At 50.1% G+C, this 15,152-nt stretch carries 15 protein-coding genes; 9 read left to right on the top strand and 6 right to left on the bottom strand.

The genetic code is table 11. From position 1 onward, the window contains the following. The first annotated feature begins 82 nt into the window (after positions 1-82). Positions 83-1,978, top strand: a complete 1,896-nt coding sequence (locus MTH_RS08900; protein ID WP_010877460.1) for a YhgE/Pip domain-containing protein — start codon at positions 83-85, stop codon at positions 1,976-1,978. A gap of 225 nt (positions 1,979-2,203) precedes the next feature. Here the strand turns inward: MTH_RS08900 and MTH_RS08895 are convergent, their stop codons facing one another. Together MTH_RS08895 and MTH_RS08890 are read right to left on the bottom strand one after the other, a co-directional pair. After that, complete coding sequence (locus MTH_RS08895) at positions 2,204-2,395, bottom strand: symporter small accessory protein (protein WP_010877459.1); 192 nt, start codon at positions 2,393-2,395, stop codon at positions 2,204-2,206. Between the two features lie 12 nt (positions 2,396-2,407). After that, the gene (locus tag MTH_RS08890; protein WP_010877458.1) at positions 2,408-3,988 is read right to left on the bottom strand and encodes a sodium:solute symporter family protein; all 1,581 of its coding nucleotides are present in this window, start codon (positions 3,986-3,988) and stop codon (positions 2,408-2,410) included. Positions 3,989-4,095: 107 nt separating this feature from the next. Here MTH_RS08890 and MTH_RS08885 point away from each other — a divergent pair, with 107 nt between their 5' ends. After that, entirely contained in the window at positions 4,096-5,397 is a 1,302-nt protein-coding gene (locus MTH_RS08885) for a phenylacetate--CoA ligase (protein ID WP_010877457.1), read from the top strand. 50 nt (positions 5,398-5,447) lie between these two features. Then, positions 5,448-5,879 carry an ACT domain-containing protein gene (locus MTH_RS08880; RefSeq protein ID WP_010877456.1) on the top strand — a complete coding sequence of 144 codons (432 nt, stop codon included), beginning with the start codon at positions 5,448-5,450 and terminating at the stop codon, positions 5,877-5,879. 47 nt (positions 5,880-5,926) lie between these two features. Here MTH_RS08880 and iorB read toward each other — a convergent pair whose 3' ends face one another. Then, a complete protein-coding gene (gene iorB / locus MTH_RS08875; RefSeq protein ID WP_010877455.1) occupies positions 5,927-6,517 on the bottom strand; it encodes an indolepyruvate ferredoxin oxidoreductase subunit beta in 591 nt (196 codons plus the stop codon). Continuing rightward, positions 6,514-8,370: an indolepyruvate ferredoxin oxidoreductase subunit alpha gene (gene iorA, locus MTH_RS08870; protein WP_010877454.1), complete on the bottom strand. Its 1,857-nt coding sequence runs from the start codon at positions 8,368-8,370 to the stop codon at positions 6,514-6,516. Before iorA ends, iorB begins: the two co-directional genes overlap by 4 nt. Before the next feature lie 308 nt (positions 8,371-8,678). Between iorA and tfrB the strand changes: the two genes are divergently transcribed. Genes tfrB through glyS form a run of 5 tightly spaced genes read left to right on the top strand, consistent with a single transcriptional unit; the run spans position 8,679 to position 14,305 of the window. Beyond that, entirely contained in the window at positions 8,679-10,145 is a 1,467-nt protein-coding gene (tfrB, locus tag MTH_RS08865) for a fumarate reductase (CoM/CoB) subunit TfrB (protein WP_048061157.1), read from the top strand. Positions 10,146-10,158: 13 nt separating this feature from the next. Next, the gene (locus MTH_RS08860; protein ID WP_010877451.1) at positions 10,159-10,881 is read left to right on the top strand and encodes a TrmJ/YjtD family RNA methyltransferase; all 723 of its coding nucleotides are present in this window, start codon (positions 10,159-10,161) and stop codon (positions 10,879-10,881) included. A gap of 12 nt (positions 10,882-10,893) precedes the next feature. Next, positions 10,894-11,991 (top strand): DUF1512 domain-containing protein, encoded by a 1,098-nt coding sequence (locus MTH_RS08855; protein ID WP_010877450.1) that lies wholly within the window; start codon positions 10,894-10,896, stop codon positions 11,989-11,991. Between the two features lie 16 nt (positions 11,992-12,007). Further along, positions 12,008-12,601, top strand: coding sequence for a dCTP deaminase (gene dcd, locus MTH_RS08850; protein ID WP_048061156.1), 594 nt, complete (start codon positions 12,008-12,010; stop codon positions 12,599-12,601). A gap of 15 nt (positions 12,602-12,616) precedes the next feature. Continuing rightward, positions 12,617-14,305 carry a glycine--tRNA ligase gene (gene glyS / locus MTH_RS08845; RefSeq protein ID WP_048061155.1) on the top strand — a complete coding sequence of 563 codons (1,689 nt, stop codon included), beginning with the start codon at positions 12,617-12,619 and terminating at the stop codon, positions 14,303-14,305. A 1-nt stretch (position 14,306) separates the two neighbouring features. Here glyS and MTH_RS10200 read toward each other — a convergent pair whose 3' ends face one another. Continuing rightward, positions 14,307-14,435, bottom strand: a complete 129-nt coding sequence (locus MTH_RS10200) for a hypothetical protein (RefSeq protein WP_010877447.1) — start codon at positions 14,433-14,435, stop codon at positions 14,307-14,309. Beyond that, complete coding sequence (locus MTH_RS08840) at positions 14,435-15,070, bottom strand: helix-turn-helix transcriptional regulator (RefSeq protein WP_394295916.1); 636 nt, start codon at positions 15,068-15,070, stop codon at positions 14,435-14,437. Before MTH_RS08840 ends, MTH_RS10200 begins: the two co-directional genes overlap by 1 nt. Here MTH_RS08840 and MTH_RS10195 point away from each other — a divergent pair. Continuing rightward, positions 15,009-15,140: a hypothetical protein gene (locus MTH_RS10195; protein ID WP_269889707.1), complete on the top strand. Its 132-nt coding sequence runs from the start codon at positions 15,009-15,011 to the stop codon at positions 15,138-15,140. The two genes, MTH_RS08840 and MTH_RS10195, sit on opposite strands and share 62 nt — an antisense overlap. Positions 15,141-15,152 lie beyond the last annotated feature (12 nt).

The following is a 15,152-nucleotide window of genomic DNA, read 5'->3' as shown; positions in this document are numbered from 1 at the left end:
CACCGAAAGACTTTTATATTATGATATCCATTAAGTTGTTTTTCTTACAAAAATATATTTTATTTTTGGAGGCATAAAACCCATGAGAAAGGCCCTGGAAATATTCTGGAAGGATATGAAGACCGTTAAAAACAGTCCAGTTGTACTCTTCGTCATCGCAGTTATAATCTGCATCCCGGCGCTCTACGCCGTATTCAACATCCAGGCGACCCTTGATCCATACTCAAGGACCTCCAGTATAGAGGTTGCTGTTGTCAATGAGGACATGGGAGCGGATTTCAATGGCACACACCTGAACGTGGGTGCAGAATTTGTCAGTGAACTCAGGAAGAACAGGAACTTCGACTGGCAGTTCGTTGACCGATCCGATGCAATGGACGGCCTGAGGAAGGGAAAATACTACGCCGTTCTCATAATACCTGGAAACTTCAGCTCCGACCTCCTCTCAATAAAGAACGGGACCCCCAGACAGGCAAGTATAAAGTACATGGTGAATGACAAGTTAAACCCTGTTGCGCCAAGGATAACAAACGCTGGGGCAGATGCCCTCCAGGCAAAGATAAACAGTGAAGTCGTTAAAACAATTGATGGAATAGTATTCGGTAAGATAAGCGAAGCGGGTGAACTTGCAAGGGCAAACAGGGACGATATACTGAGGACAAAGAGATTCGTCAATGAGCTTAATGGAAATCTCGGTAAAATCGATGAAACACTCAGCACCGCCAACTCAGACCTGGAAAAGGGACAGAATCTGTGGTCCTCACTTAAGACAGATCTACCAGAAATCAGGGACAACGCCAACTTTGTGAAGGAGAAATACAGCCTCCTTGAAAGTTACATCGGGAAAGACCCTGCAAAGGCCCTTTCAACGGTCCAGAGCATGGAGTCACACCTATCAGAGGCAATAACCTCAATGAAATATCTCCGGGCGGTTCTTGCCAGCCTTTACTCCGCCACAGGAGACCCGAAACTGAAAACAGCCATTGACCAGATTGATACAAATATAGAGAAGGCCAGTTCAGTTCTCGGGATACTGCAGACAATTGAATCTGATCTCAAAACAAAGGGTACCACTGACAGGATTGTGAAGCTTAAGGCCTCCATCGACAGGATGGACAGCGCCCTCAACAAACTCATGGACAGCAGGGACGAGATAGACGCTGCAATGCAGGATGCTTCAGCGAAGCTAGGTATTGCAAACGCCAGATGGCCGACCATGAGGTCAGCCATCCAGGATGCCAGCAGAAAGCTGAACATGATCAGCGATGATGACCTCAACAGCCTCGTTAAGCTGGCTGACATTGATCCCTCCGCTGTGAGGGAGTACTTCAGGAGCCCTGTGAGGATGGAGAAAGAGCACATCTATCCCGTGAAGAACTATGGATCTGCACTGGCACCATTTTACATACCCATATCCCTGTGGATAGGCGGTATAATCGCAGTTGCAATGATAAGCATGAGGGTGAAGTACGGTGACTACAGTAGCATCCAGGTCTACTTCGGCAGGATGGGCCTCTTCATAATAATAGCAGTATTCCAGGCCCTCGTTGTTGTTGCTGGTGCAATGTTTCTGAGGGTGCAGACCACGGGAAGCATGCTACTGCTGCTCACATCCATCTATGTGAGCGTATGCTCCATGCTCATAATATATTCACTGACCTCTGCCCTGGGAAACGCCGGTAAGGCCCTATCAATAATAATTCTTGTACTCCAGATTACCGGTACCGGCGGTATATTCCCTGTGGAACTGCTACCCCCATTTTTCCAGGCGATACATCCCTACCTCCCCCTCACCTACGCTGTTGGCGCCCTGAGGGAGGTTGTTGGTGGTGTGATCTGGAGCATCTACTGGACGAACATTGCAGTTCTCAGCCTCTTCCCTGTGGCAACCTTCATTATCACGGTTCTCGTCAAGGAGAAGATGGATAAGAGAGCTCACTGGATGGAAAGCAAGCTGGAAGAAAGCGGTCTTTTCTGATAAACCCTGATTTTTTTATTTTTATTTTTTTAGTCCCAAACATCAGCTGATTCTCTACCACTCTGAAGTCATGCAACAAAACAGACCACACATAAAAACTAACATGGCCCTTCACAGAGGCCTGATTTTTAAACAAAAATTTCAGGGCTGTGGATTCTCATGCTTTGTTGTTTAACCTGAGATCCTGGTGAAAAAAATTAAAGGATTAGATGGAGAAGATCCCTCTTAAAGACCAAGTTCATCCTCTTCCATCCTTTTCTCCTCTTCCTCCCACCTGAGTTCTTCCATTATCTGTTCTTCCTCATCTTCACCGCCCCGGTTCCAGTTCACCAGGCCGTAGATAACGCAGAAGACTGTTATCAGGATGCAGAGGATATATGCGCCCCATACCCATGGGTCAGGTATTCCAAGTACCATGCTTGACCTCCACTAAACTCCGTTAAAACATTTCTGGATGTGCTCATCAGAGGGTGGTTCCGTAAGAAGGCTGACAGCCACCATGAAGATGGCTGAGACCGGCACACCCACCAGTATCGGGTCCACCACCGGCCATGGCATCGATGCTATAACCGGGCCCCCGAAGAGTGCCTTGGCGATTCCAAGGGCCTCCGCAGTCTTCTTGTATTCGAAAAGTAGCCAGAACAGACTTACAATGGCTCCTGAAACCATCCCGGCTATCGCACCCTGCCTTGTGGCCCTCTTCCAGAATATGGCTGCAACATAGACCGAAAGGAAGGATGCTGCACATATCCCGAAGAAAAGGGCTGTTCCCTGTGCAACTATGCTTCCTGGTAGCAGGTAGCCGAGGACCACCGCTATAAGTACCGCTATTATTATGCCTCCCCTTGTGATGAGGACGGATCTATCACCCTTCCTCCTTCTTACTGTCTCATAGACGTCCCTACCTATGGCAGTCCCCTGGACATGGAACTGGGCACTGAGTGTTGACATGGCTGCTGAGAGCAGCGTCAGCATGAAGATGTACGAGAACCACTCGGGCATGGCAGACTTTATGAAGAAAGGTATTATCTTATCTGCGTTTCCACCAGCAGCCTGCACCGCTATCATGCCCATCTTCCTGAAGAAGTAGACATTCGAAAGTGCCCCAACGACGTAGGCGCTCCAGGTCATCACGAATATGAAGAGTGCACCTATTAGAACACCTCTGTTGAGCTCCCTGTTGGATTTCACGGTCATGAACCTCACTATGAGCTGGGGCTGTGCAAGGACACCCACACCAACACCAAGGATTATTGTTGAGAGGAGCGTCCACCAGTAGGGGCTACCATATAAAGGCATGCTGGTCCAGCCAGTTGCCCCTATTGCCCTGGCCTTGGCGGGTATGAGGTGTGAAATGTTTGTGAGTGCCTGATGAGCGTCCACAACTCCGCCAAGAAGGTAGTAGGTCGATACAACAAGGAATATCATTCCAAGGAACATTATGGTGCCCTGAAGGGCGTCGGTGTACATAACACCCCTTATACCTCCAAGAACAACATAAACAGCCACTATGACAGCCATCAGTATCAGGGCGATGCTGAAGTCCAGGCCAAGGGTTGTTTCAATGAACCTTGCAGCACCTATCAGGACAACGGATGCATACAGGGGCATTCCAAGAAAGATTATGGCCCCACCAAAGTACTGAAGGAATCTGCTGTTAAATCTCCTCCCCAGGAATTCCGGGAATGTGAGGGCCGACATGTTGTGGCCCATCTTCATTGTGCGCTTACCAAAAAACACGAATGCAATGAATATACCTACAAGTATGTTGAGAAACACGAGCCAGAGTATACCCATCCCGAAGACACCTGCCATTCCACCGAAGCCGACGATGGCCGCCGTACTTATGAAGGTGGCTCCATAGCTCATGGCCATGATGTAGGGGTGGGTCCTTCTACCGGCCACCATGTAGTCCTCTGAGGTCTCCGTCCTTCTCCATGCCACGTATCCAACGTAGCCCACAAGAAGGAAGTAGATGAGAACGACGATACCGAGTACTAAAAGATCCATTCAACATCCTCCTTTAAATCCATCAAATTATAATTAATGATAATGACAGTTAACATATAAGTCTTTAGAGACAGAAAAAACAAGAAAGCTCATCGAAGGAGATCGAAATGATATGGAACCCTGAAGCCGAATGTATGAGTCAGGAAGAAAAACAGGAATTACAGCTCAGGAGGCTCCAGAATACAGTCAAAAGAGCCTACGAAAACGTGCCCTACTACAATAAGCGTCTGAGAGATGCAGGAGTATTCCCCGAGGATATAGAAACCCTTGATGACATAGAGAAGCTACCATTCACCACAAAGAATGACCTCAGGGAGGCCTACCCCTTCGGTATGTTCGCGGTACCCGACGAGGAGATAGTGGAGGTGCATACATCATCAGGGACAACAGGTAAACCCGTTGTATCAGGTTACACCAGCAGGGACCTTGAAATATGGTCTGAGGTGATGGCAAGGGCCCTGACAATGGGCATGGCCACCAGGAAGGACCGCATACAGAACTGCTACGGCTACGGACTCTTCACAGGAGGTCTGGGTGTGCACTACGGTGCCCAGAAAATCGGGGCCACGGTGATCCCCATCTCAGCAGGTAACACGAAGCGCCAGATTGAGATAATGCAGGACTTTGGCACCACAGTGATAACATGCACACCATCCTATGCACTCTACCTTGCAGAGGTCCTTGAGAAGGAGGGTGTGGATATCGGTGAACTGAACCTGAAATCAGGGATATTCGGTGCAGAGATGTGGACCGAGGAGATGAGGGAAACCATAGAGGCGAGGCTGGGCCTCACAGCCCTTAACATCTACGGCCTGACAGAGATAATAGGTCCCGGAGTCGCGATGGAGTGCACAGAGAAGAACGGACTCCACATTGCAGAGGACCACTTCTACCCCGAGATAATAGACCCCAAAACCGGGGAGAAACTCCCCAATGGAACAAAGGGGGAACTCGTCCTTACAACACTCACGAGGGAGGGCATGCCAGTCCTTAGGTTCAGAACCAAGGATATAACAGCCCTCAGAGATGGTGAATGTGGATGCGGCCGCACCCTTGTAAGGATGGACAGGATAACAGGTAGAAGCGACGATATGCTCAAGATCCGTGGCGTTATAGTGTTCCCATCACAGATAGAGAGGGCCCTCCTCAAGATAAAGGGACTGGAACCCCACTACCAGATAGTTGTAACAAGGCCAGAGTTCCTTGATGAACTTGAGGTCCAGGTGGAGGCATCCCCCGAGCTCTTCTCAGATGAGGTTAAACACGTTGAAGAGGCCAAGAGGATGATAGAGAAGCATATACACAGTGAGATAGGCCTCAGGGTTAACGTGACACTTGTGGAGCCCGGAAGTCTTCCCAGGAGTGAGGGTAAGGCCATCAGGGTCATAGATAAGAGGAAATTCGACTGAAGACCCGAGAAAGGGTTAATGGATTGAATGAAGGCTAAGAGGTGTTTTGAATGAAACTGAAACAGATATCTGTATTCCTTGAAAACAGAAAGGGAAGATTGAAGAATGCCATCCACGCCCTCTCAGAGGCAGGCATCAACATCAGGGCACTTTCAATTGCAGACACATCCGAGTTCGGAATACTCAGGATGATAGTCTCCGACCCTGAACTGGCCAGGAGGGCCCTTGAGGAGAGAAACTTCGTTGTGAGGGTCAACGATGTGATAGCCGTGGAGGTCCCGGATGAACCAGGCGGCCTTGATGGAATACTTGGAGTCCTCACAGACCATGACATAAATGTTGAATACATCTATGCCTTCGTTGAGAAGAAGGGTGAAAAGGCCGTTGTGGTCATAAGGACAGAGGATGTGGATGAGGGCATAAGGGCCCTTGAGGATGCAGGTATACCCGTCCTGTCCTCGGATGACATCCTCATCCTCTAAAACCCCTCTCAGAAGCATCAGACACTGACACTCATTCTAACAGCATCTCAGGACTCAGCTGCAGCCCCGAATCCATCCCTGAATGCCCTCAGATTCACATCAATCAGTCTGGATGGCAGGTTATCCCTCATGGAACTGATCAGTGACTCCGATTCGAGAGGGAATCCCGGGGTGGCTGCTGCAGCTCCAAGCATCACCATGTTGAGGGAGAGTATGTGACCTGCCTTCAGGGCAATTTCCTCTGCATTGAATCCCCTGACACTCCCTGCCCTCTCCTCAAGGGTTGACATGATCTCATCAAGTGGCGGGTAGGGGTGCGGGCTCCTCATGAGGTTGAAGGGTGGTATCACTGACGTGTTCAGGATGACCTCTGATTCTTCAGACATCTTTGGAAGGGCCCTGATGGCCTCAAGTGGTTCGAAGGCCAGCACAAGATCGGCTTCTCCATCGGGGATGATGGATCCATGGACTTCACCAATCCTTATCTCAGTTGAGACCGACCCTCCCCTCTGGGCCATCCCGTGTATTTCACTCATAACGACGTTGATGTCCTTTTTCATTGCAGCCTCGCCGATTATGACCGAGGTCTTTATTATGCCCTGGCCGCCCACGCCACAGACGTAAATATTGTAGTTCATCCTTTTCCCTCCGGTTTTATTGCTCCTGCGGGACATATCTGGAGGCATACACTGCATCCCCTGCACTTTAGAGGGTCTATGAACACCTCCCCCTCACGGGTCACCATCGCAGGGCAGGCAAGGTCCCTGATGCATTCCAGACAGAGATCACATTTCTCCCCATCAACAGCCATTGGCCTCCCCCGGACCGCTCCAGAGGAGAGCATGCACGGATACTTTGAGATCACCACAGCCACGGATTCATGTTCCAGGGCCCGTTTAACTGTTTCTGATGTTCTTTTTATGTTCATGGGGTTCACCGTCTCCACAAATTCAACTCCAGAGGCCCTCACTATTTCCTCAATGGAGATCTCAGGGGCCTCATCACCCATCCCATCTACAGGCAGGCCCGGGTGTGGCTGACCACCCGTCATGGCCGTTGTCCTGTTATCGAGGACAACCAGCACAAATCTCTGCTTGTTGTGCACAGCATTTATGAGTGGGGGTATGCCTGCATGGAAGAATGTGGAGTCACCTATGAAGGAGACTATCCTCTGGGTGGTCGCGGCTGAGAATCCACAGGAGGTTCCTATGCTGGATCCCATGCTCAGGAGGTAATCGGCTGCAGAGTATGGAGGCTCTATTCCAAGGGTGTAACAACCTATATCTGTCGGGAATATTATCTCATCCCCTGAGAGTTCCAGTTCATCAGCAGCCCTCCTCACGGCGTAATAGACAGCCCTGTGCGGACATCCCGGACAGAGTGAAGGAGGTCTTTCAGGTATATCCGGGACATCACATTCCCTTTCAACTGATGGTGCGCCTGTAAGCCCTGATATTGCTTTTCTGAGTATGTCCTCATTGTACTCGTATATCTCAGGGAGTGTGCCATCAAGTTTTCCATGGACATCAAGGTCCAGGCGGGCGGATCCCGCTACTGCAAGGACCTCCCTCTCCATTATGGGGTCAACCTCCTCAACAACCAGAACACGTTTAAGGCCTGAGAGGAACTCCTCCACGAGTCCTGCAGGGAATGGATACGTGAATCCAAGTTTGAGTACTGGTAATTCAAGACCAAGGGATTCAAGAGCATCGTATACATAGTTGAAGGCCCCGCCTGAGGCCACTACCCCGAGTTCTGAATCACTGCCCCCATTGAATACTCTGTTGAGTTCTGATTCATCTGCACGTATCCTCAGTTCCTTCATCTTATCAACAAGTTTCCTGTGCATCACCCTCGCGGTGGCAGGTACCGGTACAAATCGTTCCGGGTCCTTCCTGAAGAACCCCTCTGAAGGTTCACGCATCCTGCTGCCCACCTCAACCACTCCCCTCATGTGGGATACCCTAGTTGTTGTCCTCAGGAGGACCGGCAGGCCGTAATCCTCTGATAGTTCAAAGGCATGGTTCATGAATTCCAGTACCTCCTGGGGATCTGATGGTTCCAGGAGAGGGAGGCATGCGAGGCGGGCGTAGTGTCTGTTGTCCTGCTCGTTCTGGGAAGAGAACATGGATGGGTCGTCGGCTGTGAGAACCACCATGCCAGCCCTCACACCTGTGTAGGCTGTGCTCATGAAGGAGTCAGAGGCCACGTTAAGGCCGACGTGTTTCATGAAGGTGAATGATCTGACACCTGAGGCAGCTGCAGCTGCAGCAACCTCCAGGGCCACCTTTTCATTCACAGAGAATTCAAAGTACATTCCTGCCCTCTTTGCGATCCCTGAGAGCACATTGCCTATCTCCGATGATGGTGTTCCAGGGTAGGTGCTTGCAACCCCCACCCCTGACTCTATCGCTGCCCTCACAGTAGCCTCGTTTCCAAGTAAGAACAGTTTATCGCCCTCTCTGGCGTTAAGTATATCCTCCAGTTCCATTAAATCACCTTAATGATGGTATAAACCTGATCCCGCCAATCTGAGGAACCCATATGATATTCTTCACAAAATCTCTTTAACTGTTGATGGACTCCGGTGTTTGATTTTATGTTGAGTGCTGAACTGCTGATAACCACTATGAAGATACCACTCAGCAGCACGCGCAGTCCCGGAGCACTTCCAGAATACATATGTCTGTATTGTTTAAAAGATTATCAGTTAAAATCACAAACCTTAATATGTGTTGATAAACAATTAAAATTCAGTTCATTCTGAAGTTTTTCATATGAGTCAGCATGGAGATGGAAATGATAAATATTAGGGTTTTAAGATTTGAGCCGGGTGTAGATGAGAAACCACACCTTGAAAGTTATGAAATACCCTCAAAGGAAAAGATGAAGGTCCTTGACGCCCTTCAACTAATAAATAAAATTCACGGAGCCAATATTGCATTCAGAAGCTCCTGCAGGGCAGGGCAGTGCGGTTCATGTGCTGTTAAGATGAATGGAGAAGTTGTGCTGGCATGCCGCGCTGAGGTGGAGGATGGTGCCATCATAGAACCCATCGACCTCCCCGTTATAAAGGACCTCATGGTCGATCGTGGAGAAATAGAGGAGAAGGTAAAGTCAATGCAGTTATACCTCCAGGCATCCTCTGAGGGAATCCAGAGGATCAGACCAGAGGATTACCTGGACTCCAAGAAGCTCAGGGGATGTATTGAATGCTTCTCCTGTATAAGCTCCTGCCCTGTTATAAAGGAGAGTTCAGAGTACGCCGGGCCCTACTTCATGAGGTACCTGTCCAAATTCGCCTTCGACCCCCGTGACACTGGCGACAGGGCACAGGAGGGCGTGGATAAAGGGCTGTACTGCTGTACAACCTGCGGTAAGTGTGCAGAGGTCTGCCCCAAGGAACTCAATGTGCCCGGTGATGCCATTGAAAAACTGAGGGCAATGGCATGCAGGGAGGGTTCCGGGCCCCTCGATGCCCACAGGAGAATCAAAAAACTCATCTCAGAAACAGGAAGATCCGTTGACAGGATAAAGGATGGTTTCATTGAATCAGTCGGCAAAAACCCCGGGTCACGGATAGGTTTCTTCACCGGCTGCCTGGTGGATTACCGGATGCCAGAGGTTGGAATGGCACTCCTCAGGGTTCTCAGGGAGCACGGCTTTGATGTTGACGTCCCGGAGGGACAGGTTTGCTGCGGATCACCCATGATAAGGACCGGGCAGGTCGACATAGTTGAGGACCTTGTTGAGAAGAACAGAAAAGCCCTCAGGGACTATGATACCATAATAACCGTCTGTGCTGGCTGCGGCGCTACCCTGAAAAAGGACTATCCACGCTACGGTGTTAAGCTGAACGTCCTTGATATAAGTGAATTCCTTGCAGACAGAATCGACACCATCAAAATGAAGCCAGTGAATATGAGGGTGACCTACCATGACCCCTGCCACCTCAAACGGGGCCAGGGAGTCGAATTCGAACCGAGGAAGATCCTGAGGAAGATACCGGGCCTCGAATTCGTTGAAATGGAGAAACCTGATCAGTGCTGCGGATCCGGTGGTGGGGTGAAGTCAGGTAAGCCAGAGGTAGCAGAGGCCCTCGGCAGGAAGAAGGCAGATATGATACGTGAACTCGATGTTGACGCTGTTGTAACAATATGCCCCTTCTGTCAGCTCCATATCAGGGACTCCCTTGACCTTGCGGGCCTGGAAAACGTCAGGGTCATGAACATACTTGAACTCCTGGATCTTGCCTATTCCGATTAAAGGGTGGAAAGACATGGAAGCCCTGAAAATGCTGGCAGAAAATATCAGCGTTGTCTTCGTCGAACCTGAAACCCCTGGAAATATCGGGTTCCTGGCAAGGGCAATGAAGAATTTTGGTCTGAGGACCCTGATCCTCATAAACCCCTGTGAACTCGAGGATGAGGCCTACTATCAGGCAATGCATGCAAGGGACATAGTGGAGGGTGCCCTGATTTACCGGGACCTTTCTGAGATGATAGATTCCCTGGAGCCTGACTTCCTTGTGGGGACCACCGGCGTACCTGGTGGCAGTTACAACGTGGACAGGATCCCCCTCAGACCATCACAGCTTGCAGATGCCATCAGGCCCTCCTCAGGGACCTTCATACTATTCGGGCGCGAGGGTGACGGTCTTTCCAATGAGGAGATAGGTCTCTGCGACATGGTTGTGAGTGTACCGACCTCAGAGGAGTATCCAATAATGAATATAACACATGCTGCAGCCATAATATTCTATGAGCTGTTCAGAGATAGGGAATTCAGATGTGAGGGCCTTGAAGAGGCCTCTGCCCTGGAGAAGAGTCTTCTCCTGGAGGAAATGGATGACATACTCTCCCTAATTGACATCCCGGAACATAAGCAGAGGGTGGCCTCGAGGGTGTTCAGGAACATCACCGGAAGGGCCTTCATAACCGCAAGGGAGGCCCACACGCTCAAGGGAGTCCTCAGGAGAATAAAGAACCGGATGAAAGGTTGATGGTGATTCTCTGTGCCCTTCAGTATCCTTGATATCCTTGGGATGGCTGCATTCATCCTCCTCATCATACTCCTACCTGCAATTGTCAGGATGAGGATCTTCTCAGCCATTGAGGGGGCCATAGCCGAGCTCGAGGATATGGAGGGTGATGCCATGAAAATCCTGGCAGAACTTGCAGAGCCTGAGGACCCCAGGACCCTTGAGGATTACCTTGAATTCTTCATAATCCCGCCATCAGATATTGATCCAGCAGGGCTGGCAGATAGGTACCGCAGGCTCCTTGAGATGGGTGATCTGAGGCTCCAGAAACTTGTTGAAAGGTTTCCACCCGCTGCTGACACCGAAAGGAGGGCCTCCATCATCATGTGCATCAGGGTTGCTGCAGGAATGAGGGGGATACTCAAATTCCTCAGGCACAACCTTGAACTTGCAAGGAAAACCGGGAACCTCCAGATCCTTGTGGCACTCCAGATGAACCTTGCGCTGATCATGCGAACCGCCAGGGCCTACATGGACGGCTGCAGGGCCATATCACGCTTCCTTCCCATAGGTGATGGTGCAGGTCCCCTCACTGCAGGGATGCTGATAGAGAACAGGGACCAGAGGGAGCACCTGCATGAAATGGTCTATGTTAAAAAGAGGTTTATGGGGAAGGAAGTTGGTATTCTGAGGCCCAGAGGTCCCGGTTCAAGGCTCGGGATGATGATAAAGGCCATGGAGGAAATCCTTACCCGCGATGAGTTTGATGAGATAATAATGGTTGATGCTGCTGCAAAGCTTGAGGGCGAGAAGACCGGGGCGGTGGCCTGCGGTATGGGTGTGGCCATCGGCGGGTCCGGTGTTGAGAAGTGGTTCATAGAGAACCTGGTGCTGGAACATAGAACCCACTCCATCATAATAAAGATGTCCCCTGAGGAGGCAATGAGTCAGATGCCAGAGGATGTCCTGGGGGGCTGCAGGGTGGCCCTTGAACAGATAAAGGGGATCGTCTCTGAATCTGATGCAGACTCCATCCTCATAGTGGGTGCCGGTAACAGCAGCGGCATCCCTGACTCCGTGGAAAACCCCGATGAAATCAAGGTTAAGAAGGAGGATAATGGCAGAGATTAGAGAGGAGATGTTTTTAATGGCGATACTCAGTGACCGTGACATAAAGAGGTACATCGAGGAGGGCCTCATCACCATAGACCCCCTTGATGACCCTGAAAGGCAGATACAGCCATCATCGGTTGATCTCAGGATAGGTAATGAATTTAAGGGGTTCCGGGTTATAAGGAAACCCTGCATAGACCCCAAGGACCCCTCAGATATAGAGTCCTATATGGAGACATTCCATGTTGAGGACGGGCCCTTCATAATACATCCCGGTGAATTCGCCCTTGCAACAACCCACGAATACATAGCCCTGCCTGAGGACCTTGTTGCCAGGGTTGAGGGTCGTTCATCCATCGGGAGGCTTGGTATAACCATGCATGTCACAGCAGGGTACATAGACCCCGGTTTCCATGGAAGGATAACCCTTGAAATATCCAATATAGGTAAGATGCCAGTTGCACTCTACCCCAGACAGAGGGTGTGCCAGATAGTATTCGAGACAATGACCTCTCCAGCAGAGCGACCCTACGGGCACCCCTCACGTGACAGCAAGTACATCGGCCAGACAAGGCCCCAGACAAGCAGAATAAAGGATGACTATGAGATAAGAAACTCCAGACTGTAGAAGGGAGTGATTAATGTGAACCATGAAAGAACCATGACAGTTGCAAGGAAAAGAGGTTTCCTCTGGTCTTCATTTGAAATTTACTCAGGTGTTGCAGGTTTTGTGGACTACGGTCCACTGGGGGCAACACTCAAGAACAAGATAATGAACCGCTGGCGTGAATTCTATGTTGTGAGGGAGGGTTTTTATGAGATAGAATCCCCCACAATAATGCCTGAGGAGGCCCTCAAGGCATCTGGACACGTTGACCACTTCAATGACCCCATGACCCAGTGCAAGGAATGTATGGATGTCTACCGTGCCGATCACATCATTGAGGACGCCACCGGACGCGACGTTGAGGGTCTTGAGAACCAGGAACTCACAGAGATTATATCAGATGAGGGGATAAGGTGTCCCAGGTGTGGAGGCCACTTAACCCATGTATGGAGCTACAACCTCATGTTTCAGACCCTGATAGGGGCGAGGGGTAAGAAGACAGGTTATTTGAGGCCTGAAACAGCCCAGGGCATATTCATACCCTTCAAGAGGCTCCTGAGATTCTTCAGGAACCGCCTGCCCTTTGGCGTTGTCCAGCTTGGTAAATCCTACCGTAACGAGATATCCCCCAGACAGGGAGTTATAAGGCTCCGTGAATTCACACAGGCAGAGGCAGAGATATTCGTGGACCCTGAACACAAGACACACCCCGACTTTGAGGAGGTTAAGGAGGACATCCTCAGACTGTACCCTGCCGGGAGACAGATGGAGGAATCCGGAACTGTGGATATGACGGCCGCTGAGGCCCTTGAAGCAGGTGTGATTTCAAGTGAAGTCCTTACATACCACCTGTGCCTCGCAAAAAGGTTCCTGATGGATATAGGTATCCCCGAGGATGCCCTGAGGTTCAGGCAGCACCTTCCATCTGAAATGGCGCACTATGCAATTGACTGCTGGGACGTTGAGGCATTTACAGATTCCTACGGCTGGATAGAGATCATAGGGATAGCTGACAGGACCGACTATGATCTCAGGTCCCATAGCCAGCACAGCGGGGAGGACCTCAGGGTTTTCATAGAATATGATGAGCCAAGGAGGATTAGGAAACGTGCCGTGAAGCCAGACATGGGCAAACTTGGCCCAAAATTCCGTAAGGATGCCGCCAGGATAGCCAGTGCCCTCAGTGAGGTTGATGTGGAGGAAATAGAGAAGGCCCTCGATGAAGAGGGAAGGTTCATCCTTGAGGGTGAATTCGAGATACTCCCTGATGATGTAAGTTTTGAGGATGTTGAGGAGGTTGTGACTGGCAGGAAGGTGTATCCCCACGTCATAGAGCCCTCCTTTGGTATTGACCGTATAATCTACACGCTACTCCTGCACTCCCTTGTGGATGATGGGGAGAGGACCTACTTCCGTCTCCCACCCCATGTTGCACCTGTTGAGGTGACTGTCCTTCCGCTGGTGAATCGGGAGGAGATGGTGATGACCGCCCTTGAGATAGAGAGAAACCTCAGAAGGTCAGGTTTTATTGCAGAATTTGATTCATCAGGAACAATAGGAAGAAGATATGCCCGTGCAGATGAGATAGGTGTCCCATTTGCAGTTACGGTGGATCATGAGACCCTTGAGGATGGTACAGTGACCCTTCGAAACCGTGATGACTGCAGTCAGGTACGGGTTAAGATCGAGGAACTGGTCCCCACACTTGAAAAACTCAGAGGATAAATCATTCCTCTGCCGGGACCACCTCATCCACATTAACATCCAGCATTTCACTGTCCAGACCCGTGGAGAGGCTCCAGTGATAATCAAAGAGCTCGTTACCCCACCGCAGGAGTTCATCACCGTGACCCATTATGACCCTTGTACTTGAGGGGTCAGACCCTCCCTCCTGAGGCTCATCGCAAAAAAGGTGTCAGAGACAATATATGATATTTCCTGTTTCTCCTCAAGGATTCCAATCATGAGAAGACCAGAATCCATTGCTTCCTTCAGGTTCATACCGGCCGATTCCCTTATAAACACAGGATAGCTGTCAGGTGTGAGTATGACTTCAGCTGCTCCTCCGATCTCAATGAAACGGCCTATGGCATCTGTGTGCCGGGGCAGGCACACCGAGAGCATTGCCCTGAGGTGGGTGGAGCTATCCAGCATCTCCAGGTAGGTTGCATACGGCTCCTCAAGTTTACCCGGGCTGGCTTCAAGGGTGTATGCGTCCCTGAATACATTTATCTTCATCAGAAATTCCAGGGGTATGACCTCTATTGAATGTTCATTCCAGAAGTCCCTGTGAAGTCTGACTGCATCCAGTGAAGCTATGAACCTCGAAAGGACCGCGCCCATAAGTTTCCCTTTTGAAGTCAATCTGCAGGAATCCTGACTCCTCTCAACCAGCCTTTTTGATTCTAATTCCATTAAGGAATGGGTTATGGTTGAATCTGGAGCCATCATACTCTTCCTGATATCAGAAATGGACCTTTCACCGTCCATCAGTGCAAATATAATCTTTGACCTGACCCGTGAGCCGGCCAGAAATCTGATGTCAGCAAGGAGATTCTGAAAATCACCTTCA

The sequence above is a fragment of the Methanothermobacter thermautotrophicus str. Delta H genome, assembly GCF_000008645.1.
Classification (GTDB): domain Archaea; phylum Methanobacteriota; class Methanobacteria; order Methanobacteriales; family Methanothermobacteraceae; genus Methanothermobacter; species Methanothermobacter thermautotrophicus.
The sequence above is the reverse complement of the archived record's forward strand: the minus strand, read 5'-3'. Positions and strand labels throughout refer to the sequence as shown.